This window comes from Pseudomonas kurunegalensis (assembly GCF_030291635.1).
GTDB lineage: Bacteria > Pseudomonadota > Gammaproteobacteria > Pseudomonadales > Pseudomonadaceae > Aquipseudomonas > Aquipseudomonas monteilii.
The window spans coordinates 3,702,186-3,723,436 of the sequence record NZ_CP127871.1; the positions used below are offsets into that span (position 1 = coordinate 3,702,186).

A 21,251-nucleotide genomic window follows, 5' to 3' on the forward strand; every position below is an offset into this window, starting at 1 on the left:
ATCGACAAGGACTGTTACGCAATGCTGCCATGCCCTCCTTTCTCCCGTGCCCTGCTCACCGTTGGATTGCTTGCTGCGGCTGCAGCGCAAGCCGAGGAATCCCTTGAGCTCGAGCCGCTTCCCGCCACAGAACTGCAAGCCTCCTTCGTCACCGCCACAGGGGGCGGTACGGATGTACGAGATGCGCCGGCCAGTGTCAGTGTCATCACTCGGGAAGAGATCGAACGCCAGCCTGTATACGATCTCAACACCCTCCTACGCCGCATCCCTGGCGTGACAGGCGGTTACGGCCCGGTGGGCGAGCAGTCGAAGATCAAGCTACGAGGCCTTGACGACAAATACACCCTGATCTTGGTGGACGGGAAACGCATCGGTAGCTCCGCCGACACTAATTACCGCCGTGATCTGGGTCGCCAGGACATCAACTGGATCTCGCCGAACATGATTGAGCGGATCGAAATCGTGCGCGGGCCGATGTCTTCGCTGTATGGCTCAGACGCCATGGGTGGCGTCATCAATATCATTACCCGCAAGGTCTCCCGTGAGTGGAGTGGGTCGCTCAACGTAAACACCACGATGCCGGAAGACTCCGACCGTGGGCAGACCAACCAAACGAGCATTAACGTGTCTGGCCCTGTCACAAACGCCATCGGCCTGCGCCTGGGCGCCAATGTCACTCGACGCGCTGCCGACGAGGCCGCGCCTCGCCTCGACGCAACGGGTGACTTCGTTTACAACGACGGTGCCGGCGGTTCCAAAGACCACAGCGTCAACGCTTTGCTCAATTGGCAAATTAATGACAACCATGAGTTGTCCTTTGAGGTCATCCACGGCGTGGAGCGTTCGTGGTCGTCAAAGAAAACGTTCGGTGATTGGGGGGATACCGTAGGTGAAGCTTTCGGCGCCGGACGCCTGACGCGCGACAGTTTCGTCGTATCTCACCATGGCGACTGGGGCTTTGGAACCTCGCGTATCGACGCTTACTTGAATAAATTCGACAATGACATCGGCGAGGGCAAGGCCAACTCGGAAGAAAAAATTGTCGAGGGCAGCCTTAATATCCCGTTCGAACTGTTGGTCAACCAGCGCCTGACCGTGGGCGGCCAGTGGAAACGAGAACAGCTGACCAACACTGACACGCTGGGCACGGTGCCCGTGGATTACCAAGGTGCAGCAGTGGGCGGGTCGGACCTTGAAGGTGACTATTCCGCACTGTTCGTCGAGGATGAACTGTTCCTGCTCAATAACCTATCGCTGACACTGGGTAATCGCTTCGACCACAGCGATGAATACGGCAACCACAATAGCCCACGCGCTTATGTGGTCTATCACCCTCATCCTGACTGGACAGTGCGCGGTGGGGTGTCGCGCGGGTTCCGGGCCCCCAGCTTGAAAGAAGGCAGTGCGGGCGCAGCGACCAACTCTGGCGGTCGCGGCTGTACCTCTCTACGCCCGCTTGGCTACGTGACCGGTAGTTGCTGGATGGCAGGCAACCCAAACCTGCGCCCGGAAATCAGTACCAACAAGGAAATCGGCGTTTCATTCGACCACGACGGCTGGGAGGCCAGCCTCACGTACTTCCATACCGACTTCAAGGACAAGATTGAATATGCCCCTCTGGGGTATTTCCAGGGCCGCTGGTGGACCATGCTGGAGAATGCGGACAAAGCCCGCACCCGCGGCTGGGAAGGCAGCACCAAGGTGCCGTTGTGGGAAAATGCCAGCTGGCGCACCAACGCAACCTACATGCTCGAAAGCCGCAACCTGTCGACCGGCAAGGATCTGATCAGTTCGCCGAAGCTCTCGTTGTTCAGCGCCATCGATTGGCAGATCAGCGAGCGGATCGGTACCGAGCTTTCGGCTCAGCATGTGGGCAAGCAACGCGGACTAGGCACAGACTTCGTCAAGTCGTACACCACCTATGATCTGACCGCAAACTGGGCCGCCACCAACTGGTTAACCCTGAACGCCGGCGTGCAGAACTTGCTGGATGAAGACCCACGTGATGACTCGACCAGCTTTTACGTGCCCGGTCGGGCGTATTTTGTCGGGGTAACCACCTACTTTTAAGTTGAGCGAACCGCAACTGCGCTCACCTGAATGTACAGTTGAGCGCGCCTGAACGTGTTTGCAGGCATGCGGGATGGGTGGGCCGGGCTTCCCCAGCAAAACTAGAAAAGCACATGCCACCTTCAACCGCTGCTATTAGGGCTTCATAAGCGGCTCGATGCCGATCCATTTTTTCACCGGGTGATAACACAGCTGCAGGGGCGGAATTTCCACCTTTCGCCCCTGCACCTGCAGGCTACCCAGGGTGATCGTCCACTTGGACTCGGCGTTCAGCTTGTCCGTCTGGAAGATCACATAAGCCGAGCCGTAGCGCTTGTTGTTGGTGAGCTTGGGAATCATCCGGTGCACTTCATCGCTGTTGATGTCGTACGGCGATGGCCTGGCAGCCCGCTCATTCACAGACGGAAAGTCGTAGATATCGTTGAGGCCCACGTACACCTCAGGCCGTGCATTCAGGCGCGAGCCGTCTTCAAAAGTGATGTAGGCCTGACGGCTGTCGTACAGCACAGGGATTGGCGGCTCGCCACGCTTGGAATCGGTCGACGGGCGCTGGCGGTCCTTGTTGTAGGCGATCATCTGCACGAAGAATTCCGGGCGTGGGTATTCCTCGCCGGGGTATTGCACGTGCAGACCTTGCTCGTAGCGCTTTTCGCCCCATTGGGCGGCGTGGTCGTAGAGGTAGGTTTCCAGGTAGAGGGTGGTTTCGCCTTTTGGGCCTGGGACTTTGAACTGGAATTCGGAATCGCAGAGGTCCGCGTAGGCGGCACGTTCGCGTTTCCAGGGGAGACAGGCGGTTAGTGAGGCGGTGGCCAGCAGGAGCAGGAGGGAGGTGGCGCGCTTGAGGTTGGTCATGACCTGCCTTGGTCTGGGTGCGAGAGGGGCAGTTTCGGGGGATGGGGGGCGGAAGTCCATGGTGACCGTTTGACATCATCGGGACATGGCTTGATACAGGGATGGGTGAGTGGCTCGTTTTTTGAGAGCTTTGAAGGGTTAACCGAGCAGCGAAAACTGCAGAATTCGACGGCAAAGGCGGGAAAAAATCAGAAAAAAGAACTTCCTCGTAGGGCATTTCCCAAAGATACTCCCTGCGCCTGTTTTTCGTTGCGGTCGCTTTTTCAGCGTTCTAGTCTCGGTCCGTCGTTGCACATCAACGACTAGCTTTGACAGGCTGACTGACGACCAAACACGCGGCTTTGCTTATGGCGGCTGTGTGTGGGGCACCTCGTGTGCGCCGGTTTGGTCTTCACCGGTCTGTCAACCCATACACGGCTGCCACCACTTGTTTGACAGCAAGCGCTGGTCGCTCCATTGAGGACCAAAAGATGCTGAAGATCGTTCCTGATCCACCCCACAAAACTCTCTGCCTTGAAGACACCTTGATCCAGGCAACGGAATACGCGCTATGCGCTGCGACCGTTGTGCATCAGGCCATACTGCTGCAGCCCAAGTCGCCTGTGTCGATTCTGATGATGACCTCGATGCATGAACTGGAGACGCTGCGCGCTTTGCTTGAGTCCGCGCTGGTTCAGCTACAGGTGCCCACCGAGCCCAGAACTTCGCACTGAGGCCTTACTGATTGTGTCGCTTGGGCATGGCCCATCACCGGCAAGCCAGTCCCCAACAGTGAACTGACCTACGTCACAGGCCCAAGCGCTTGTGAGCAGCTGTGGGGGATTGCTGGCGATGAAGCCCGCCCAGGTACTAGAGATTTCGGGGAGATTGAATAATGTCTACAGAAGAAACCAAATTCACCGTCGGCAAAACCACCTTCTACCAAGGTGAAAACCAGACCCATCCCCTATTCCGCATCGAAGCCGGTATTCCTTACCAGAGCGCCCGTGAACAGGCTTCGGAACTGATGGGCTATGCACGGGATATGACCTTGGACGGCTTGATGGAAGACAAGCCGCAACTGATCTGGGCGTCGCACTATCTCTGCGCCCTGGCCAAGGCGCTGATGGATGATGCCGAACTGGGCATGATGCGCTGAAGCGCCTACTCGTTACCCAAGGCTGCCTTCAGAAATCTCTGAAGGCCTTTCACCAGATGGAAGCATGCGGCTAACAGTCCCCTTTCACACTCCAGCTCCACGACCCACCACCGAAACTATCGAGCCGAGCTATCAGGACCAGAGCGGAAAACCAGGCTCAGTTCCATCGACTGAGATTTCAAAGTACAACCTAGGCGCAGAGGCTCTGGCAATCCAACATCACAAAATCCGCTTGTCCTGTACAAGTGCATCGCCGGTGTGTGTGCGATCGTCACGCCCAAGCGAACACGTTGCGCCCCGCGATTTTCAGCCCAATCAATAGCACTTGCCAGCAGAGCCCGGCCGGCTCCAATACCGCGCGAGACAGGGTCTACCCACATCTGAAAAACCTCAACGACATCTGGCTCAGCTTCTGACGATTTGCACCACACTAAGCCACAAGGCTCGCCGTGATGAAAAGCAAGAAACGCCTGTGCGCCGGTAGAAGTTGCCGCAGCAGCGATACGGGCCTCCCAATCATCGTCGCTTCTAATTGCCTCAAGCTCGTAGGTACTTGCGAACGCATCCGGTGACTCACGCAGGGCCCGCAAACGCAGACTCCGATAAAGCCGCCATTCATTTGCGGCGATGGGGCGAACAAACACGATGATACCTCCGATTGCTTTAGTCCCGTCAGCGGCGCTGACTTGCAGGGGCTACGCGTCCTTCACTTCATAGCATGGCCACATCTTCGCCATAATCTCGCCCATTCTGGCTTAGACCTACGGACAACACAGAATTTTCCTACGCTCTTCCACATTTTTTCGGAAGGAAGTAAGGTGTTGGGCATCTTTAAGAGAGGCAAAAGCAGGCATCAGCCCCTCACCTACGCCACACGCAAGGAAGCTGCACGTGCCCACCCCTATCACTTCAGCGCCAAACATAAAACCGTACGGGATTTTGGCATCGGAGCAGTTGGAGCCAGGCGCCGTTTATACACGAGACGACCTTAGAGCTCTATTCAACATAAAAGATGCCACGCTCAACACCGGCATATTTCGGCCGAAGGGATTCAACTCCGTTTGGCTGTTCATTACCGAGCATAAAACATCCGATAGAACTCAGTACGAAGATGCGTTGGAGGGCGATACCCTCCACATGCAAGGCCAACCCATGGGGCGAACCGATGCTCTCATTTCGGATCACCGCCAGCTCGGTCTGGAGCTACTTCTCTTCTATCGGAAAGCAAAGTACGAATATCCACACGCCGGCTTTAAATACGAAGGTATCTTCACCTACCAGCAACATTCTGGCAGCGCTCCTACCTCCTTTATATTGAATCGCAATCAGGCTAAGGCAGATGAAGCGCTGTCAGCCAAGATCGAGCAGCAGCTCAACACTCAAGGTGAGTTCAACCCCGAAGACCTCAGTGATGCACGCACACGCACAGTATCGTCCATCGTCCGTAGACGGGGTCAGCCTCAATTCAGAAAGCAATTGCTAAAGGCCTACCAAGGACGATGTGCCATCACCGCCTGCTCGTTAAAGCAGGTGCTGGAGGCCGCGCATATCCACCCCTACCTGGGCGATGCAACGAATGTCGTATCCAATGGCCTGTTGCTCAGAGCCGATGTGCATACTCTATTCGACTTAGGTTTGTTGTGGGTCAACCCAGATGATTTGCGAGTCGAGATATCCGAGATGCTGAGGGATAGCGAGTATGAATCGATCGAAGGGCAAGCGCTGTACTTACCGGAGAATGAGGCAGAGCGCCCGAGTCGCCTGGCGCTTGAGTTTCGATTCAACTCTATTGCCAATCGTTAATCAGGCTCACGTGCGACGTAGCTTTGTCGAGATACACACGTGCAGCCAATTCATGATTTCCGCGTCATCGGAGATCGGGGAACTGAGTCTTAGCCGAGCAAACTGATGTTTCGAGCTGACCTCGTACAATACCGTGTCCATCGCCGAATCGCTCAGCGCAAACCAGTTTTGGTAAGTGAATGCGCAGTATCATTTCCGTGGGATACAGTTATGACGTCACCGAACTTTGTACAGTGCAGTGCGATCAACCCAACCTACGGCACGTCCTACTCCGCCTCATACTGGAACCGTACAGCGCACACAGGAAACTGCCGCCCATAAAAAAATCCAGCCACCGCTAGGTGACTGGATTTTTTAGGGATTTTTGGTCGGGACGGAGTGATTCGAACACTCGACCCCTTGCACCCCATGCATGCCAAGCCTACCTAAAGGCATGATAACACAGGATTTCCGGCCCTGCTTTCGCTGCAACGAAGCCTCACGCGTCCGGACGAATCCTAGCGAAGTCACTTCAAAAGTCACTGGCCTTGGCCAGCCCGCCCCGGCGTCCTGCCGACCGTTTCCCTTCCTTTATATAGCTACTCACAGATGTGCGGTTTTCCGGCCCCCTTGATCACCTGGTACTCGCCTTGGTGATCTGGCTCGTACTCTCCAAAGAGGCCGATAGCCCAGGCCTCCTCGTGCTCCATCAGCGCCCAGTCGCGGGCCGCGTCGGCAAGCTCAAGCATGTCTCCCATATCCTCGAAGGAAACCTCTGACCGGTGATAGCAGTCGTAGGCCATCTGCCTGAGCACGGCAACACGCGCCTCTGGATCTGTGATCAGTGGCTCACGGTCATCGAGTGCGGTTACCCAGTGTGGCGGGTATGGAAGCGGCATGACTTATACTGTACATAAAACCAGTATCGTATAGGCCGTCACGCCTTCAGGCAATCAACGGTCAGCGGTGCGACCTCATACCGTCCATGACCGATTCGCACGCCAGCCCAGCTATTCGACTTCGCTCAAGCGCTGCTGCGCAGCTGCCCGCCATTCGGTCAGCGTCTTCAAGCAGTCCCCCGAGCACCACGACGGAAGAGGTTCCTGCCTGGCGCTGCTGGGCAGCGATGGTGTCGCAGGTGGCTCGGTGGCCATCCCGCAGTCTGGCGATTTCCCCGCGCAGCCCGCCAGCAGCAGACTCAGCAGCAGCGGCGCGGCCTTGGGCCAGCTCCAGTTGTTGTCGTGCACTCTCACCCTCCTCGTCCGCCACGGCTTGGCGGCGCTGTTCTTCGGCTCTGGCCTGAACTGTGGCGCGCCGGTCGCGTTCGGAAACCTCCAGGCGGTAGTCGGCCAGTTCGGTTCGTACCGTTTCGGTTTCGCCGCGGGCTGCTGCCGTCTCTCCATTGGCAAGCACAACCCGGTACTGCTGGCCACCGGCAACCATCACTAGAGCGATCAACCACCAGCACCAGGCCGGTACCGCGCCGAGCCAGCTCACGCCAGCGCCCGCCGAATGCCTTCGTCGACTACCTCGGCCTTGTACGGATTGCCGCCGTTCTCGTGGACGATGATGCCCACCACAGCCTCGCGCAGCACCTGCGGCTTGGAGATGTCGATGGAGTCGCGGACTCCAACTCCCAGGCGCTTGGCGATGGCCTGCGCGTACGCCAGCGTGTTGTTCTCGCTGGATGGGGCCCAGCGGCTGATGAACTCGAGCGGCGTGTCAATTCCTGGGCGGCCAACGCCGGGCATGCCGTCCTTGCCCCGGTAGTTCAGCAGCAGCTTGCCCAGGGCTCTGATGCCGTTCTCGGCTTGGTCGAAGCGGGCGAAACGCGGCTTGGCCACGCCCACCTCCACACCAAGCTGGCCCTGCCAAGCGTTCCGTGGGTTGAAATCAATGTTGCCGGGGTTGTTGTTGCGAACTCCGCGCGGTGTGGACATGGTTTCTCCAGACACAAAAAAACCCGCACGGGGCGGGCTACATGAATTTCAGGCACAAAAAAACCGCTCAAGGCGGTCAGGGGAAAAGCCTGCAGATCAGGCGATGCCGTATTCGGTCTTCAGGGCGGCAACCAGCTGGTCAAGTTGCGCCAGGTTGGTCGGGCTGGTGCGTAGGGATTGGTTGAACACGAATGTGTCCCCTACCTTCGCATTACGCAGGCTGTTGCCACTGCCGTGATAGCCGATTTCGAGGTAGCTTTCTTCGCCGGCCGCACTTCCAGTTGTCTTGGTATTCTCGGTGAACGACTCAACCTGGTTCACCGCGATCGAAACCTTCTTTGTCTTGTCGTCATAATCAACAATCGCGACGGCCCAGGTACCGGCCGGGCGTGTCGCTTCGGCATGTGGCGGGCTGTTGGTACTACCATAGGCAACCAGACGCTTGACCTCTGGGGAGGCGGTGGTGGTGTCGTAGCGAAGCACCGTCGCGATCGCTGCATCACCGGTGTAGGCCATCATGAAGTTCAGTCGGTCGGTTGGCTCGGTGATAGAGATGAGCATGACCACCGTGTAGGAGGCCGGCAGGCTGCCTGGCTGGAACGCCAATGCGCCCAGGCTGTTGTCGGCAGAGAACCCCAGCGCCGGCTTGCCCCCCACCGTGCTCAAGCGCAGGACCGAAGGCGAAGAACCCTTCTGCAACAGCTTTTCGCCGGTAACCCGGCAATTCCCTGAGACGCCACCCTCAGCGAGAGCCACCAAGCTCTTTGGCGCCATCGCTCGGTGGATATAGGGCATCGACGATGCGATCCGGTCGGCGGCGGAAACGTTGAGTTTTACCGCACCAGGTGCAGCAGGTGCCTGGACGCCAGGCAGGACAATCAGTTGACCTCGCAAAGCCATGAGGTGCACTCCATCAGTTGGTGACTTGAATTCGTTGGTGGCAGGCCCAGTTGTAGACCGGGGTGCCGGTTGCATCGAGGTCGGGCGCGCTGTCTCGGATACAGGTGCGGGCGCCCGTGGTCGGACCCGCACGGCTTCCGGCGACACCGATGTCCGCAATACCGACCATCTGGCCGGTACCGGTTGGCTCGTTGCTCAAGGTGAGTCGAAGGGTATCGAAGCCGGTCTTCTCGACCTTGGTAACCGTCGCGCTGGACGTGCTGTCGATCCAACGCAGGCCGTAGAAGCCAGGGTCCAGCACGTTGACTGTGTCGATTACCAGCGGGCCGGTCGGGACGTGGAAGCGCAGGTCGACTGTGACCCCAGTGCGTTTGGCCGACAGGCAGTGCAGCGGCAGCCATATGCGCTTATTGATGATCGCCCGTGCCGCGCGGGCAACCATCACCCCATCGCGAGCATACGAGGCTGCAGGCAGGTGAATGCCGTCGGTATTGCTCGGCAGCGAGTACTGTGGCCCGGCCATCACAAACTTTTCGGGATTCTCCAGCGCCGCTTGCAACTGCTCATGCGGAATGTTGCTAAAGGACCGGTTGTAGGCCGGCGCCGTCCAGTTGCTCATCTGGGTCAGCAGCATCGGTATGGTGTTCAGCTGCCCGGACACTGCTCGCAGGTCGGCGTCGTAGTCCGTTTGCAGCTGCAGAAGGTGGCCGATGTACACCCCGGCAGCCATACCACCGTCATGCTGCCCCTGGTTCCAGCCAACAAAGGGAATCTCGTAGCCATAGCCAAGCCGATCGGCCTCGACCTTCGCCGCTGTGGCTGCGGTGATGCTGTTGTTGTAAGGGATGGTGCCCTTGTTCAGCGAAGTGATGCCCTGGGCGCCGCGGGAGTGGTCGCTGGTGAGCAGGCCGCAGTTCGCCGGCAAGCCGCGATTGCGGTTGATGTTGGCGGCAGCCTGTAGCGCCGGAGATTCGAGCGAGCGAGCAGTGAGCGGTTTAAACGGCGCAACCATGCCAGCGCTCAAGGTCCCAGTCTCGTCGGCCAGTTGCACCCCATCATTGAGGGTGAGCAGCCGGTTTGCGGCAGGCGGCTGAGTGGTGATCGCAGCGCCAGAGCCAATACCCCTCATAAGCGACTGGCCGTTGAACAGGATGTGTAGCAGCTTGGTCACGTACCCGGCAACGCTGCCGGCGGAGGGAACCTGAGCAGATTGGGCCGACACTGTGTTGTAGCGACGCAAGTAGTTGACGACGCCAGAACTGAGCAGAGGTTCGCTATTGTCGCCATCAGAGGTGAGCTGATAGGGGATGCCGTTGGACAATACCCATACATCCCGCTGGCCCGGGGCACCTTCGACCCACGCCATGGACGTAGCGGCGCTGGCCGGCGGCTGATAGAACACCACCTCCCCGCTCCACTTGATGCCCAGGATCACGGTGTCGTTCTGATCACAGAGCGCCCAGGCAAAATCACCAACCAGTGACAAGCCTGGCATTCTGTCGAGAATCGCATCAACGATACCGTCCGTTCTCACCCCGAGAATTACCCGAAGCAGCTCGTCCGTCAGGGCCCAAGGGTGCGTTTCTGACATATTGCGGGGCGGCGCTGTTTCAACAGCAAACTGGGTGCTGTCCTGCACCTGCTTGACCTTCTTGGCATTCGGGTAAGTATCAACAAACACCGCGACGCCGGCAGATTTCCGGTACACGTTCACGTACTCGTCGTCAGCGCTCGAAAGAACGCTGAAGTTTGTTCCCTCGGTAGTTCCAGCCAACCCTAGGGCAACTGATGCATAGGGCATAGCCCCGCCAAGTAGAGTTGCCAGGTTGGTCATAACCATCGCGTTGGTCGGACGGATAACACCTCCACCAACATCCATCATCTTCACTTCTGGGGACAGCAGTAGCTCGTTCGTCGTCCCGACAATCCGGTCCAGCTCCTGAAGGGTCTGTTGGCCGCTCATCAAATCTTCCTCAATAAAAAGCCCGCACATGGCGGGCTTGGTAACTGCTGCGGCGTCATGCCGGCGGGAACTGGTCGTCGTAGGTGTAAACGCGGGCGTCGTAGGGCATGCCCTTCATGGCTGTGTTTCCATTGGCTGGGTCTGAACTGGTGATCAGCACCGGGTAGGCCCAGCGCGCGGCCGGGCCGAACAGGATGTGCGGCGGCTCCAGCGGACCATCCACTACCGGCGTGAAGTCGAGCGCGTCGACCCTCACCGTGTACTGATCTACTTGCGTGGCGGTCCACGGGCCGGACAGAGTGCCGTCAAGCTTGCGCAAACCGATTCGGTGCTCGCCGCCAGCGCTGAAGTCCAGTGGCTCAGAGGAGGACAGCAGCGTTCCCGAGCCAGTGACCTCGAAGTCCAGCAAAATCGCACTCTGGCACCGCTTTGGCGCGTCATCCGCGACGGCCGCAAAACTCAGATAGCCGCTGTTGCTCCCATCCATCTCGGTTTCCCAGGTGTAGATGTCGGTTCGGTATTTCTGGTGACCACGCCGGCGCATACCGAACCGCCAGGCCCTGGTCTCGTCGCTGAACCCGGGCATCTTGATCTTCTCAACCTTGGTGCCCAGGTCGCCTGGCCATCTGCACGGTCTCGTTTCCCAGGCCCAGGTCTCGCGCGAGAAGTACTCCACATCCACGCCGTCGAAGTCATTGATCGACGGCATGGCGCCGCTGATTTTGAGCATCTTGGTCATGTTCTGCGGTGAGTAGGTCTGCGTTTTCGGGCCGTAGGTCACGTCGAACGCGGCTCGGGCGCTATCCCGAACCGGTCGCAGCAGCCCCCGGAACGTCACCAGCTCGCCGAACCCGCACGCCAGAGCGTTGTTGATCATGTCCTTGACCGTGATCGTCGACTCCAGCGTCTCGTCGTACGTGTCACCGCGCGCCACGCAGATGTTGTGGAAGGCTTGCCACTCGGGCAGATCCAGGTCATCGTCCGTGTACCCGCGCTGCTTAAGCTGGTAGATGCACCAGGGCACGATATCCCGGGTCGGCCCGGTACCGCCCTCCATCAGCGGCAAGATACGGGTTGCCTCGCTGCTGACTTGACTCTCGGACTGCGCAGAGAGACGGTCGCCACCACGGATGTTGCAGGTGATCACTGTCATCGGATAACTGGTTGGCGAGCTCTGCATCCGGCCGCGCAGGTCAGTCCAGGTGGCATCGTCTCTGGCTTCGTCGTTGATGCGACCAGGGCGGTCCTTGTACAGCTTGCGAACCCTGGCCTCTGCGCGCATTGCGTAGGGGAGCGTGATTCGCCCAGTGAAGCCCTGAGCATCAAGGCTACCGCCCCAGTTAACCTGCTCCAGCACAGTCCACGCACCGGCCACATCCATGTCGCGGTACTCGAACACGTAGTAGGTCGGAATCTCGTAAATCTGCCCTTCCCGGCCAATGCCACACAGGCCATTGGCGTAGGTGACCGACCATTCAAGTTCGATGACTTTCTCGTTATCTGGGCAGCAGGCGAACGGGCCGCGATAACCACCCTGCAGGTTCGATGCATCCAGAGTGATAAGGCCGTTGACCGTCTGCATGGCGTTGAAACCCGACCAATCGTCATCGGTTGCTCCGGACGAGGTCAGGCGCTCCACCTCAAGCAGGCTGGTGCTGAAGGCCGTGATCCTGTAACGAAGGCCGCGAGGGCCGATGGTGGCCAAGCCCTGGCCAAGCGCAAGGCCAACCACGGGAGATCCGCCGTCGTAGTCCAGCGTCATCTCGGCTGGCTGCTCCGGGATTGCGCTGGTGGTTGCCGTTCCAGTTGCGCCGACCGGTGACGATCCAAGGATTGTCGAAGCGCCCGTAGCGGTAATGGCTTGGCCGGCGAACGGAGTCAATTCGATGAACTGGAGGCGCCCGCTGCTCTGCTGTGCCTGGAATGGAGTGCCGCTGAGCAGTGTATTCAGCGCAGATACCAGACCGGTGAGATCGGTTGTGGCAGTGTTGAGCGTGATCGGATAAGTCGACGCGCCGCGCACCAGGCTGAAGCTGAGCGGCGTGACGTTGAAGTCGTAGCGAGTCGGTGCAGCCGAGCCGGTCAGTGTGGAAGCGGTGCCAGGGTTAGCAGGCACCGCGGGGCTGTACGGCGTGTAACTGTTCACCACGTACAGGCCTGCGTTTGCCCCGGCAACCTCGATCAGCATCCCGACAGTGGGGTTCAGCATCTCCAGTGGCCCGCGCACGATGTCGCGACCTGCTCCGCCGTCGATGACGGTGTAGGTGTATGGCGCAAGCGCGCGGACGATGATGCCGTTCGACCAGTCAGCTGGGAACTGGCCAGATCCGGCCGGCACGCTTATGGTTTCGCCAACAAACTGGTACGCCGAAGCCGTGGCCGACCTGGTAAGGTCCGTGGCCATGGTCAGCTCAAGGCCGGCCGAGCCGCTTGAGCTTGCCCCTACCTCAGGCGCGTTGAACCAGTTTATGTGCGCCGGATCGGCAGATAGGTCGGCGCCTGGCGGGTAGATGGTGAATGTTGCGTCCGCGCCCAGGGAGATCAGCGGGGTTTCTCCCACTTTTACCTTTGCCAGCGGCACGTCGTACTCGCCTTCGCCGATGTAGAGCAGCATTTCAACACGCTGGTCACGCGGCGCCACGAATGCCCTTCGGGGCTGAGCCAGGTAAGACGGATAGACCCGCTGGTGGCCGGCAACCTGGCGCACCGGGTCGCCCAGCTTGACCTTGTTGCCCTTGGCACTGGCCTCGGTCAGCGGATCGCCCTGCTGAGATCCGGCGCTTGACGGCATGCCGGGCATCTTAGGCATGATCGACTTCAGCACTGCCTTGGCGCCCTTGAACAGCGCGAAGGTGATGGAAAATGGGTCGGTGCCCTTGGGCTCGCGGTAGATCTGCAGCAGATCGGCCGGCTTGAAATTCACCTTGTGCCACAGGTGCTGCTCAATCACCTCATCATTGAGGACAATGCTGATTGGCGGGCTCTCCCGGCGCTCATACGACGGCGCCAAGGACTTCAGCCATTCCTCGATGGACATGCGGCGGTCGGTCTTCCAGGTGCCGAGCGGCGCCGTGTCACTCAGCTTGTTCGGATAAAATTCGATCACGGTAGTACACCACCTTCGGGTGAGCGGCTTCGAACTCGCCGGTTGTGCGGAGGCAGGCGCCACCGGGGTTTGTGTCCAGCACCTTCAGGCGCCCTTCGCTTTCCACCACCACACCGACATGCAGGCACAGCGCCCCGCGGAACACGGCGGCGATTGCCCCTGGCTCCGGGGCGCATTCCTGCATGCCCTGGCGCAGGTCGTGATAGGCCTCGGTGTTGGCTTTGAGCTTGTTCTTGCCCACGGCGCCAAGGCTGGGAAGCAGCGGCAGGCCGAACACCTCATGGCGCACGGCAATGCACAGCCCCCAGCAATCGAAGGCAAAAGGCCCCCGTGCACCCTCGCGATACGGGGCGCGCTCGAATTTATCGATCATGGTCAGATGTACTTCAGGCCAGGTGCCAGAGAGGTGGTCAGGACGGTACGCAGACCGTTGGTATTGAGCAGATCGAAGAAGCCGGCGGTGAGCTTGGCTACGTCGTCCTCATATTCACGGCTGAGCAGCGTCATGCGGTACCGCTCACTCGGGAATGACAGGTCTTCGGCCAGGTAGCGCCGGAAGGTGATGATGAAGCGCTTGTCGGCAGCCTTGGCCGCCTCCACCACCTCCTGAACCTCGCCGGTCACGTTGTCCAGGCCCAGCACCAGGTTCTGGAACGCGCTGTTGTCGTTCTTCGGCAGGGCCAGGTCCATGGCCATCGCGATGAAGGTCAGCGTGCGGCCGTCTTCGGTGGCGCACACCCGGTCTTCCCATCCAGAGCAGTACAGGTGGGAGACGGTGCCGCCATCCTCCCGCGCCTCGATGGTGTCGACCAGCTCGCCACGGCCAGAGGCATAGCACTCTTCGATCAGGCTCATCCGAAGTACTCCGTGTGCCACTTATCAAGGATGGATTGCAGGCCGGCGTTGAACTGGTCAAGCGGCATGCCCAGGTAGGCGCCGAGGTACTGGTCCTCGGTGTAGACCGGGCGCTCCTTGAACTCCAAGCGAGCAGAGAAACGCCAGCGCTTTATTTGAGCCAGTTCCCCTCCAGTGGGAATGCCCTTGAAATGGACCAGGTGCACCTGCATGCCAAGCGGAGTCTGAAGAGGCATCTCGAACCACTCGACGCCAAGGTTCAGAGCCCAGGTATACCAACCCTCGAAAAGGGCTGCCTCTTCCTGACTGAAATTGAATGTGAACTGAGCGGAGGTTGGCGGGTTACTGGTTACTTTCCGATACCGCGAACGCCCGGTAACCATCGGCGTAGCCCGCATCGGATCAACCGTGCTCAGCCCATACCCCTCCTGCAGAGGAAGTGGCAATTCTGCCGGGTATTGAATCATTGCCGTTCCTCAGCTGAGGTTTCGATTTATGTGATAGGGCTGAGGCCCAGGGCTTCCTCGATGCGGGCGAGGCGCCGCTGCAGGAGAAGCTCTTTCTCGTCTGGCGGGACAACAGGATCGGGCACAGTTGCGCCCGGCCCGTCATCAGCCTCTTCGGTTTCGGTGGTCATGGCTTGCTCTTAGGTGGGATTACTGCGGCTCTGCGCCGGATGGCGCCCATAAAAAAGCCCCGATTTACGGGGCCTTCTACTTCTTACTCAGCTTTCTCTAGCTGGCCAAGGCTGAACCCTGTTACTTGGCTCAACCTTCCACGCCAAACCATCCCTGCTCCCTTGCTCGAAGGTATTGACCCGCTCGGAGTCCAGAACTTAGCATTGATCAGATGGATAAAGATAGTGTTGCCGGCATCAGGGGATTCATCTTTTTCATAGTACCTGCTGCCAATATTGCGAAGAGTTTTACGTGTCCCCTCTGCTGCCTCAGGAGTGAAACGGGACACGAACTGCTCGGTATAAGCATCGAAGTACTCTTGCCCAGAAACCAACACCCCGGAGATCATGCCGCCAGCCATCCAAAGTGTGATCGGCTGATGGAAGTCCTTTGCTAGATTCGCGTGAGTAACAAGGTGCTGAAGCAGCCAATCCCTGTCCACCTTATCGTTTACATTGGGCTCGTCAGCACCCAGATTCACTGCATTTTCCATGAAACATCCTCCGTGAGTGGATTGGCATTCTATGCACCAATCGTGGCTATATGCCACCCGCGCTACCCTCCTGGCCGCCTCCATCCATAAGCACCCTCACCTGCATCCACTACATCGCCATAACCAGATGCAAGCTGACCAGCCACCTCTTGCACGGCACGGTCAGTTGCCTCGCGAATAACGAACTCAAGGTCTCCGTTAGGCATGCGGCGCTGCTCGACCTGCGCGGTGGTGTGGTTCTGGATGTAGATATTCTGCTGAATGCCAGATGCCCCGGACGGCCCTGCTTGCGTCGAGACAACCGCGCCAGATCCGCCGGCCACCGATACCCGCTCATTCGAGTTGATGGCCTCCAGCAGCGCCCGGTTTCGCTTGGTCGCCGCGGCATTCACCACGAACTCGCCGTCGCTAAGGCGGGCCATGATGCTGTCCGAAGTACCGGTACCGGCGCCGGACACGTAGCCGCCGGTGGCGAAGCCAGGGATCACAGCCAGGCTGGTGGCCAGGGCAGTGGTCGAGGTCAGCGCAGCAGCAGCTGGCACGGAGTTGGCACCCAGAGTCGCCAGCGATGCCATCGCCGCAGCCGGGGCCCAGGCCGTGGCCGTAGTGCCGGCCAGGATCATGCTCTGGCCTGCCGCTGCCGTGCCCAAGGTGGCGTTCAGCGCCGCATTCAGCGCCATCTGCACGCCCATCCGCACGAAGCCCGTGATGATCTCGCGCACCACGTTGCTGGCAATGTCGCCCAGGCTGCTGAAGGACAGCTGCCCGGACATGATCGCGTCGGTGATGTCGGTGGAGATGTTGTTGAACGCACTGGAGAAGATCGACTCCGTCTGCCCGGCGATGTCGCGTGCCTGGTTGCCGAAGTTCTGCACCGCCGCAGTCCACCCGTTGATCGGGTTGAGCATGGCCTGGTCGATCTGCTCCCAGCCTGCCTGCATCGCGGCAAGCTGCTGCGGCAGGAACTCGTTGATGGCATCGATCTGGCCTTGGAGCGCCTGTCGCTGCTTCTCGTCCGTGGCGTTGGCCAGTTCGGTCTGCAGCTGCAGCAGGCGGTCGTTGGTTTGCATCTCCAGGTTGAGCCGCTGCTGCATCCGTGAGGCTTGAAGGTCGCCCATGCCGATGCTGGCGGCATCAAGCTGGTACTGGGCCTGCTCATTCACCAATTGGCGCTGCAACTGGGCACGGTACTGCTCGACGGCGGTCAGGCCCTGTGCGCCTTTCAGAGCTGATGCGTAGTTGATCGAGGCCTGGGCCAGCGCCTTGCTGTACTCCTCCTGAGTGATCTTGCCCTTGCTCAGCGCCAGATCAAGCTGACCCTGTTCCTTGGTCAGCGCCCGGGCGGCCTGGGCCGCTGGGTCATATTGGCCATACAGACGAGCGAAGGTGTTTTCTGCCTCGGCCACGCCACGGTTGACGTTCTTCGGTGCGTTCTTCTTCGCCTCGCGGGTTTTGATGTCCGCGATTTCCTGCTCGATGTTCTTCCGGGCTGTGGCGTATTTTGCTTCCTCAGTGGCAGTGAAAACGCCAGCCTCAACAGCTTTCGCCTTTGCCTTGTCGAGATCGGCGAGGTCTTTATTCAGTCGCTGAACCTGGGTCAGGGCGCTCTTGTAGCTGGCGTCCAGCGCGTCCAGGCCCTTGCGGCCTTCCTCCTGGACCCGTCGGCGCCTCTCCTCTTCTTCCAGCGTTTTCTGGTTAACCCTGAGGATTTCCTGCCGCTTGCTCAGTTCTTGCTCAATCTCAGCTATGCGAGATCTGGTCGTATCATCTTCATAGCCCGTATTGAGCAAGCTATTCCGGTAGGCCAATTCCTGTTGAAGCTTCTTGATCGCCGACTCTTCGCTCTCGGCGCTTCTTCTGCCGATGCTGGCGAACGCATCCAGAACTTCATTCGTCGCGTCCTTGATATTGAGCCAGCCGCGCTCAATCACGCCCAGGTTATCGCGGATCTTAGAGGTTCGCTGCCCCATCGCCTCGGCGTATGTGCGCTCGGCCAGGTCAGCAGCAGCTACGGCATTACCTTGGTCTGACAGGGCCTTGATCTGCGCATACACCGATGCAGTAAGAAACCGGTATTTTTCATCGAGCTCGACAATACCGGCCACAGGGTCCTTGCCGAGCTTTATGAACTCGGCGACCGTCTCCTCTACCGCCTTGCCAGTGACTCGCTGCATCTCGACGGCGGTGGTCGTGATCAGCTTGAAATTACCTGTGGTGTTCTCGCCGGCAGCGGTCAATTGCGCCAGTGCTCCAGCAGCCTGGCCAAACGTCCCTGTCACCTGATCGGCTGATTCGGCCAAGCTGATCAGCTGTGCCTCGGAGGCCTTAGAAAAGTTGCCTGTCAGAATCAAGCTGTTGCGCAGGGCGTCAGACTGCTCAGAACCCTTGTAATAGGCCACTGCCAGAGCACCAGCTGCTGCCGCAGCAACGGTGAACGGGTTAACCAGGCCAAGGATATATCCGCCCAAGGCCTTAGCGGCAGGAGCGACCCCGCCGAACATGTCTTTAAGTTGCCCGCCCTGCTGCAGGAAAACTGTCAGCGGGGCCTGGCCGCCCTGGAGGCTAACAGCGATGTCGGTGAACTGCGCAGGGACACCACGTAGCGCAGCTTGGTAGGCTTTGGCTGACATTCCCGCCTTGTTCATGCCCTCGGCAGTGTCGCCTAGAGCATCGCGCATCGTGTTGATACGCTGCGTGTACTCGACGAATGTATCGCTCTCGACAATTCCAGCCTTCTTGAGCTTGGACAGCTTCTCCTGCATGTCGTCGAGTCGACCGAGTGCAGCAACAGTTGGATTGATCTGCCCCAGCAGCTGGGAAAGCTCTTTTCGCTGATCGTCGAGGCTGCTGCTCACGCCATCCGCCGACGCAGCTGCCGCGTCACCAGCACGCTCCATGCGCTCAAGAGATCCGGTTAGATCGTCCGCATTGCGCTTTGCGCCCCGCGAGTCGATTGTTACCGCCAGGCGGGATTCCTGCGCCATACCTTTCTCCGGGGGTTAAAAAACCCGCCGAAGCGGGTTCTGTTATTTCATTGGCTCAATGATGTTTCGGTAGCATTCTGCGTATGCGGCGTTTCTGAACTCAGAAACGTACTTTTCCTTTCCTGCAGAGCTTGCGGCCACTGGCAAGGCATAGGCCTTAACCACCATTGCGTCAGAAAATTTGCTCTGATCGCCTACAGATGCCATTGCATCCTCAAGAAGATCACCGTTCTGGCGAGCCTCCATTGCCTTGCCAGCCATTGCAGATATTTTTTTGCAGGTCTCGGCCCCGCTCGCGGCGAGAGCGGGTAGAGGTATGCAGACAAGGGCGGCGATCAATAGCGTTCGATTCATGGCTTCCTCCATAAAGATGGCCAGAATCTAACACATGCTTGTGGACTTCAGCGCCGCTTAGGCCCGCTCTTGCCTGCTGATTCCGCCTGCGCTTTCTCCTGCTGCTCATCCCACCGCTTCCGGAACTCGTCGTCCAGAGCGAAGATGGCGGCATCGAACTCTTCGCGGCATATCACCGTGGGGTAGCGGTCGAGGTATTCGGTGATCGCTGATGGCGCGATCGTGGCCGGCGCGCCGATCATGCCGACGTACTGCCGGGACCTGCCAATGTGTCCGTATGCCTCGAGGATCTCAGCGACCACATCGTCGATCTCCGGAGGATCCTGGGTGCCCAGCCCGAGGCGCTCATGCTTCCAGCGCTTTTTCTCGTTCTCCGGCCCGGCCCAGTCCCTACCCCAGCGATATGCCGCTACTGCTTTTCCGCAGTGGCCTGGGCCTGCTCCTCGATGCGCTTGGCGATGTCCAGGGCGGTGCGCAGGGCCAGGAAGTAGATACTGGGCAGCTGCTCGATCAGGGCCTTGCACAGCTGCGGGGTGTATTTGGCTGGCTCGCCAGGGCGCTCTTCGACGTCGATCCCCTGCCAGTCTTTGATGAGGTGTTTGGTGGCCAGGCTGATGAACAGGTCGTCGTCGGTTTCGAGCTCAACATCCGGGATGGAGTCGATGGTGAAGCCGGCAGTGCCCACCCCGGCCTGCTGGTTCAGCGCGGCGAGGTGCCTGCGGATCACGGCCTGGTGCGACTTGTAGATCGGGTTGGCGATGGATGCGACCAGAATCGAGGCAGTGTCCGGCCCCTTGTCGCATTTTACGGCCAGGCCATTGGCGCCGACCTTGAAGTGCACCCAGCGCTCGCCGTTGATATCCAGCTCAGGCTTATTTGCAATGGTGATGCCCATGGTATTCCTCTGCGGTAAAAGGCCCGACGCGCACCGCAGGGCGCGCCAGGCAAATGGTTAAGCGGTGACGGTGACAGCGCAGGTGTCGGTCTTGGTGCCGTCTGCAGCGCTGGTCGCAGTGATGGTGGCGGTGCCGACGGCCAGGCCGGTGACCAGGCCGGTCTCGCTCACGCTGGCGATGGCAGGTGCAGAACTGGTCCAGGCGACTTGCTGGCTGGCACCGGCCGGGGTGACCACAACTTCGAGGTCACCGGTATCGCCCACTGCCACGCTCAGGGTGGCCGGGGTGACATCTACTGCAGCCACCACAATCGGAGCCGGGAGTCGGGTGATGGTCGGGGTCACGCGGCGGGCCGTGTAGTTCAGTTCCACCTGGATGATGTCGGTCGAGCCGCCATCGGGCCAATCAGCGGTAACTTCCATCTCGGGGATCAGGAACTTGTAGCCGCCGTCGGCGTTGCCGATGGTGAATTCCAGGCTGATCGCGTCGTTGGTCTTCTGGGCTTTCCACAGCTCGTAGGCCATCTTCGACCAGCTGATGGTGATCGCGCCGGACGGGGTGAACGTGGTGGCAATGATGTTGCCCGGGTACGGGTTGCCGTTGCCGATGCAGCGCTGGGTCTGGACGGCGTTGTCGAACTGCAGGTTGAAGCTGTCGACGCACGCGTTGTCCTCGCCCACCTGGACTCCGTTGATCTTCAGGCCACTGATGTCCTTGAAGCTGAAGCGGCGCTGGCTGGTCTCGGGCTGAGCGTTGATGATGAACGACGTGTTATCGCCCTTGTCATCCCAGGACCGCGCCGCCATGGTCGTGGTGACCGTGACTTCGTTGTCGCCCGGGAAATCGAAGTTCATGGTGGCGACTTGCACGCCGCGAGCGATGGCCGACACACCGATGTCGGTCGCGTAGGAGGCGATCGAGAAGGTGATGCGGTCGTCGCCCATGGTGAGCTGGTTGGTGGCCCAATTGCTGCCGAAGCAGGAGGCCATGAACTCGTCCAGCGCGCCGTAGCGCCATTTGGTTTCGATATCGCCGCCCACATCCACGGTGGTCTGGGCGGTTCCCTGCGACATGCGGGTGAAGCCGATCTCGTTGTTCTCTTCCGAGTTGAAGGTCGGCATCAGGCCGTTGCTGATGCGGGTCAGCACGTTCCAGTCGCCGGCCGGGGTCACGCCAGGGGTTACTTCTTTGATCCAGGCCAGCTGGACCTTGGCTCCGCTCGACATGCGGTTTCTCCTATC

General features: G+C 59.6%; 22 protein-coding genes and 1 pseudogene. 4 read left to right on the top strand and 19 right to left on the bottom strand.

Translation table 11 applies throughout. The annotated features are described in order from the left end of the window. The first annotated feature begins 21 nt into the window (after window positions 1–21). Entirely contained in the window at window positions 22–2,070 is a 2,049-nt protein-coding gene (locus tag QQ992_RS16605; protein WP_286110325.1) for a TonB-dependent receptor domain-containing protein, read from the top strand. 135 nt (window positions 2,071–2,205) lie between these two features. On the opposite strand, the gene QQ992_RS16610 is transcribed toward QQ992_RS16605, so the two are convergent. Then, window positions 2,206–2,922, bottom strand: a complete 717-nt coding sequence (locus tag QQ992_RS16610) for a hypothetical protein (RefSeq protein WP_286110326.1) — start codon at window positions 2,920–2,922, stop codon at window positions 2,206–2,208. 470 nt (window positions 2,923–3,392) lie between these two features. Between QQ992_RS16610 and QQ992_RS16615 the strand changes: the two genes are divergently transcribed. Together QQ992_RS16615 and QQ992_RS16620 are read left to right on the top strand one after the other, a co-directional pair. Further along, window positions 3,393–3,635, top strand: coding sequence for a hypothetical protein (locus tag QQ992_RS16615; protein WP_110741885.1), 243 nt, complete (start codon window positions 3,393–3,395; stop codon window positions 3,633–3,635). 161 nt (window positions 3,636–3,796) lie between these two features. Continuing rightward, complete coding sequence (locus tag QQ992_RS16620; protein WP_286110327.1) at window positions 3,797–4,060, top strand: DUF3077 domain-containing protein; 264 nt, start codon at window positions 3,797–3,799, stop codon at window positions 4,058–4,060. A 116-nt stretch (window positions 4,061–4,176) separates the two neighbouring features. Here QQ992_RS16620 and QQ992_RS16625 read toward each other — a convergent pair whose 3' ends face one another. Continuing rightward, window positions 4,177–4,704, bottom strand: coding sequence for a GNAT family N-acetyltransferase (locus QQ992_RS16625; protein WP_286110328.1), 528 nt, complete (start codon window positions 4,702–4,704; stop codon window positions 4,177–4,179). 247 nt (window positions 4,705–4,951) lie between these two features. Between QQ992_RS16625 and QQ992_RS16630 the strand changes: the two genes are divergently transcribed. Beyond that, entirely contained in the window at window positions 4,952–5,863 is a 912-nt protein-coding gene (locus QQ992_RS16630; protein WP_286110329.1) for an HNH endonuclease, read from the top strand. Window positions 5,864–5,899: 36 nt separating this feature from the next. Here the strand turns inward: QQ992_RS16630 and QQ992_RS16635 are convergent. The 17 genes and pseudogenes from QQ992_RS16635 to QQ992_RS16715 form a co-directional block, all read right to left on the bottom strand. Next, window positions 5,900–6,068, bottom strand: a pseudogene (locus QQ992_RS16635) (IS5/IS1182 family transposase); the annotation flags it as partial. A gap of 373 nt (window positions 6,069–6,441) precedes the next feature. Then, on the bottom strand, window positions 6,442–6,741 hold the full coding sequence (locus QQ992_RS16640) for a hypothetical protein (protein WP_286110330.1): 300 nt from the start codon (window positions 6,739–6,741) through the stop codon (window positions 6,442–6,444). A 61-nt stretch (window positions 6,742–6,802) separates the two neighbouring features. Continuing rightward, window positions 6,803–7,339 carry a DUF2514 family protein gene (locus QQ992_RS16645; RefSeq protein ID WP_286110331.1) on the bottom strand — a complete coding sequence of 179 codons (537 nt, stop codon included), beginning with the start codon at window positions 7,337–7,339 and terminating at the stop codon, window positions 6,803–6,805. Beyond that, window positions 7,336–7,782 (bottom strand): structural protein P5, encoded by a 447-nt coding sequence (locus QQ992_RS16650; protein WP_286110332.1) that lies wholly within the window; start codon window positions 7,780–7,782, stop codon window positions 7,336–7,338. Before QQ992_RS16650 ends, QQ992_RS16645 begins: the two co-directional genes overlap by 4 nt. A 96-nt stretch (window positions 7,783–7,878) precedes the next feature. Beyond that, entirely contained in the window at window positions 7,879–8,682 is an 804-nt protein-coding gene (locus tag QQ992_RS16655) for a hypothetical protein (protein ID WP_286110334.1), read from the bottom strand. A gap of 13 nt (window positions 8,683–8,695) precedes the next feature. After that, on the bottom strand, window positions 8,696–10,645 hold the full coding sequence (locus QQ992_RS16660; RefSeq protein WP_286110335.1) for a hypothetical protein: 1,950 nt from the start codon (window positions 10,643–10,645) through the stop codon (window positions 8,696–8,698). A gap of 55 nt (window positions 10,646–10,700) precedes the next feature. After that, a complete protein-coding gene (locus QQ992_RS16665; protein ID WP_286110336.1) occupies window positions 10,701–13,751 on the bottom strand; it encodes a host specificity factor TipJ family phage tail protein in 3,051 nt (1,016 codons plus the stop codon). Next, window positions 13,720–14,124, bottom strand: a complete 405-nt coding sequence (locus tag QQ992_RS16670) for a hypothetical protein (RefSeq protein ID WP_286110337.1) — start codon at window positions 14,122–14,124, stop codon at window positions 13,720–13,722. The genes QQ992_RS16665 and QQ992_RS16670 overlap by 32 nt, the downstream gene beginning before the upstream one ends. Window positions 14,125–14,126: 2 nt before the next feature. Then, window positions 14,127–14,606: a DUF1833 family protein gene (locus QQ992_RS16675; protein WP_286110338.1), complete on the bottom strand. Its 480-nt coding sequence runs from the start codon at window positions 14,604–14,606 to the stop codon at window positions 14,127–14,129. Continuing rightward, the gene (locus tag QQ992_RS16680; RefSeq protein ID WP_286110339.1) at window positions 14,603–15,073 is read right to left on the bottom strand and encodes a transposase; all 471 of its coding nucleotides are present in this window, start codon (window positions 15,071–15,073) and stop codon (window positions 14,603–14,605) included. The genes QQ992_RS16675 and QQ992_RS16680 overlap by 4 nt, the downstream gene beginning before the upstream one ends. A gap of 26 nt (window positions 15,074–15,099) precedes the next feature. Then, a complete protein-coding gene (locus QQ992_RS16685; RefSeq protein ID WP_286110340.1) occupies window positions 15,100–15,243 on the bottom strand; it encodes a hypothetical protein in 144 nt (47 codons plus the stop codon). Window positions 15,244–15,326: 83 nt separating this feature from the next. Next, the gene (gvpU, locus tag QQ992_RS16690) at window positions 15,327–15,776 is read right to left on the bottom strand and encodes a gas vesicle accessory protein GvpU (protein WP_286110341.1); all 450 of its coding nucleotides are present in this window, start codon (window positions 15,774–15,776) and stop codon (window positions 15,327–15,329) included. Between the two features lie 62 nt (window positions 15,777–15,838). Continuing rightward, window positions 15,839–18,760: a phage tail length tape measure family protein gene (locus QQ992_RS16695; RefSeq protein WP_286110342.1), complete on the bottom strand. Its 2,922-nt coding sequence runs from the start codon at window positions 18,758–18,760 to the stop codon at window positions 15,839–15,841. Window positions 18,761–18,802: 42 nt separating this feature from the next. Beyond that, the gene (locus QQ992_RS16700) at window positions 18,803–19,114 is read right to left on the bottom strand and encodes a hypothetical protein (protein WP_286110343.1); all 312 of its coding nucleotides are present in this window, start codon (window positions 19,112–19,114) and stop codon (window positions 18,803–18,805) included. A 47-nt stretch (window positions 19,115–19,161) separates the two neighbouring features. After that, on the bottom strand, window positions 19,162–19,416 hold the full coding sequence (locus tag QQ992_RS16705; protein WP_286110344.1) for a hypothetical protein: 255 nt from the start codon (window positions 19,414–19,416) through the stop codon (window positions 19,162–19,164). A 107-nt stretch (window positions 19,417–19,523) separates the two neighbouring features. Further along, window positions 19,524–20,009, bottom strand: a complete 486-nt coding sequence (locus QQ992_RS16710) for a phage-derived protein YdaY family protein (RefSeq protein WP_286110345.1) — start codon at window positions 20,007–20,009, stop codon at window positions 19,524–19,526. 57 nt (window positions 20,010–20,066) lie between these two features. Then, the gene (locus QQ992_RS16715) at window positions 20,067–21,236 is read right to left on the bottom strand and encodes a phage tail tube protein (RefSeq protein ID WP_286110346.1); all 1,170 of its coding nucleotides are present in this window, start codon (window positions 21,234–21,236) and stop codon (window positions 20,067–20,069) included. Window positions 21,237–21,251: the final 15 nt, after the last annotated feature.

Bases quoted from the DNA above. Each gene is read 5' to 3' on its own strand.
- QQ992_RS16660 (WP_286110335.1), bottom strand. From the start codon at position 10,645: ATGAGCGGCCAACAGACCCTTCAGGAGCTGGACCGGATTGTCGGGACG.
- QQ992_RS16715 (WP_286110346.1), bottom strand. From the start codon at position 21,236: ATGTCGAGCGGAGCCAAGGTCCAGCTGGCCTGGATCAAAGAAGTAACC.
- QQ992_RS16710 (WP_286110345.1), bottom strand. From the start codon at position 20,009: ATGGGCATCACCATTGCAAATAAGCCTGAGCTGGATATCAACGGCGAG.
- QQ992_RS16675 (WP_286110338.1), bottom strand. From the start codon at position 14,606: ATGAGCCTGATCGAAGAGTGCTATGCCTCTGGCCGTGGCGAGCTGGTC.
- QQ992_RS16655 (WP_286110334.1), bottom strand. From the start codon at position 8,682: ATGGCTTTGCGAGGTCAACTGATTGTCCTGCCTGGCGTCCAGGCACCT.
- QQ992_RS16695 (WP_286110342.1), bottom strand. From the start codon at position 18,760: ATGGCGCAGGAATCCCGCCTGGCGGTAACAATCGACTCGCGGGGCGCA.
- QQ992_RS16640 (WP_286110330.1), bottom strand. From the start codon at position 6,741: ATGCCGCTTCCATACCCGCCACACTGGGTAACCGCACTCGATGACCGT.
- QQ992_RS16650 (WP_286110332.1), bottom strand. From the start codon at position 7,782: ATGTCCACACCGCGCGGAGTTCGCAACAACAACCCCGGCAACATTGAT.
- QQ992_RS16685 (WP_286110340.1), bottom strand. From the start codon at position 15,243: ATGACCACCGAAACCGAAGAGGCTGATGACGGGCCGGGCGCAACTGTG.
- QQ992_RS16610 (WP_286110326.1), bottom strand. From the start codon at position 2,922: ATGACCAACCTCAAGCGCGCCACCTCCCTCCTGCTCCTGCTGGCCACC.
- QQ992_RS16615 (WP_110741885.1), top strand. From the start codon at position 3,393: ATGCTGAAGATCGTTCCTGATCCACCCCACAAAACTCTCTGCCTTGAA.
- QQ992_RS16700 (WP_286110343.1), bottom strand. From the start codon at position 19,114: ATGAATCGAACGCTATTGATCGCCGCCCTTGTCTGCATACCTCTACCC.
- QQ992_RS16670 (WP_286110337.1), bottom strand. From the start codon at position 14,124: ATGATCGATAAATTCGAGCGCGCCCCGTATCGCGAGGGTGCACGGGGG.
- QQ992_RS16620 (WP_286110327.1), top strand. From the start codon at position 3,797: ATGTCTACAGAAGAAACCAAATTCACCGTCGGCAAAACCACCTTCTAC.
- gvpU (WP_286110341.1), bottom strand. From the start codon at position 15,776: ATGGAAAATGCAGTGAATCTGGGTGCTGACGAGCCCAATGTAAACGAT.
- QQ992_RS16605 (WP_286110325.1), top strand. From the start codon at position 22: ATGCTGCCATGCCCTCCTTTCTCCCGTGCCCTGCTCACCGTTGGATTG.
- QQ992_RS16680 (WP_286110339.1), bottom strand. From the start codon at position 15,073: ATGATTCAATACCCGGCAGAATTGCCACTTCCTCTGCAGGAGGGGTAT.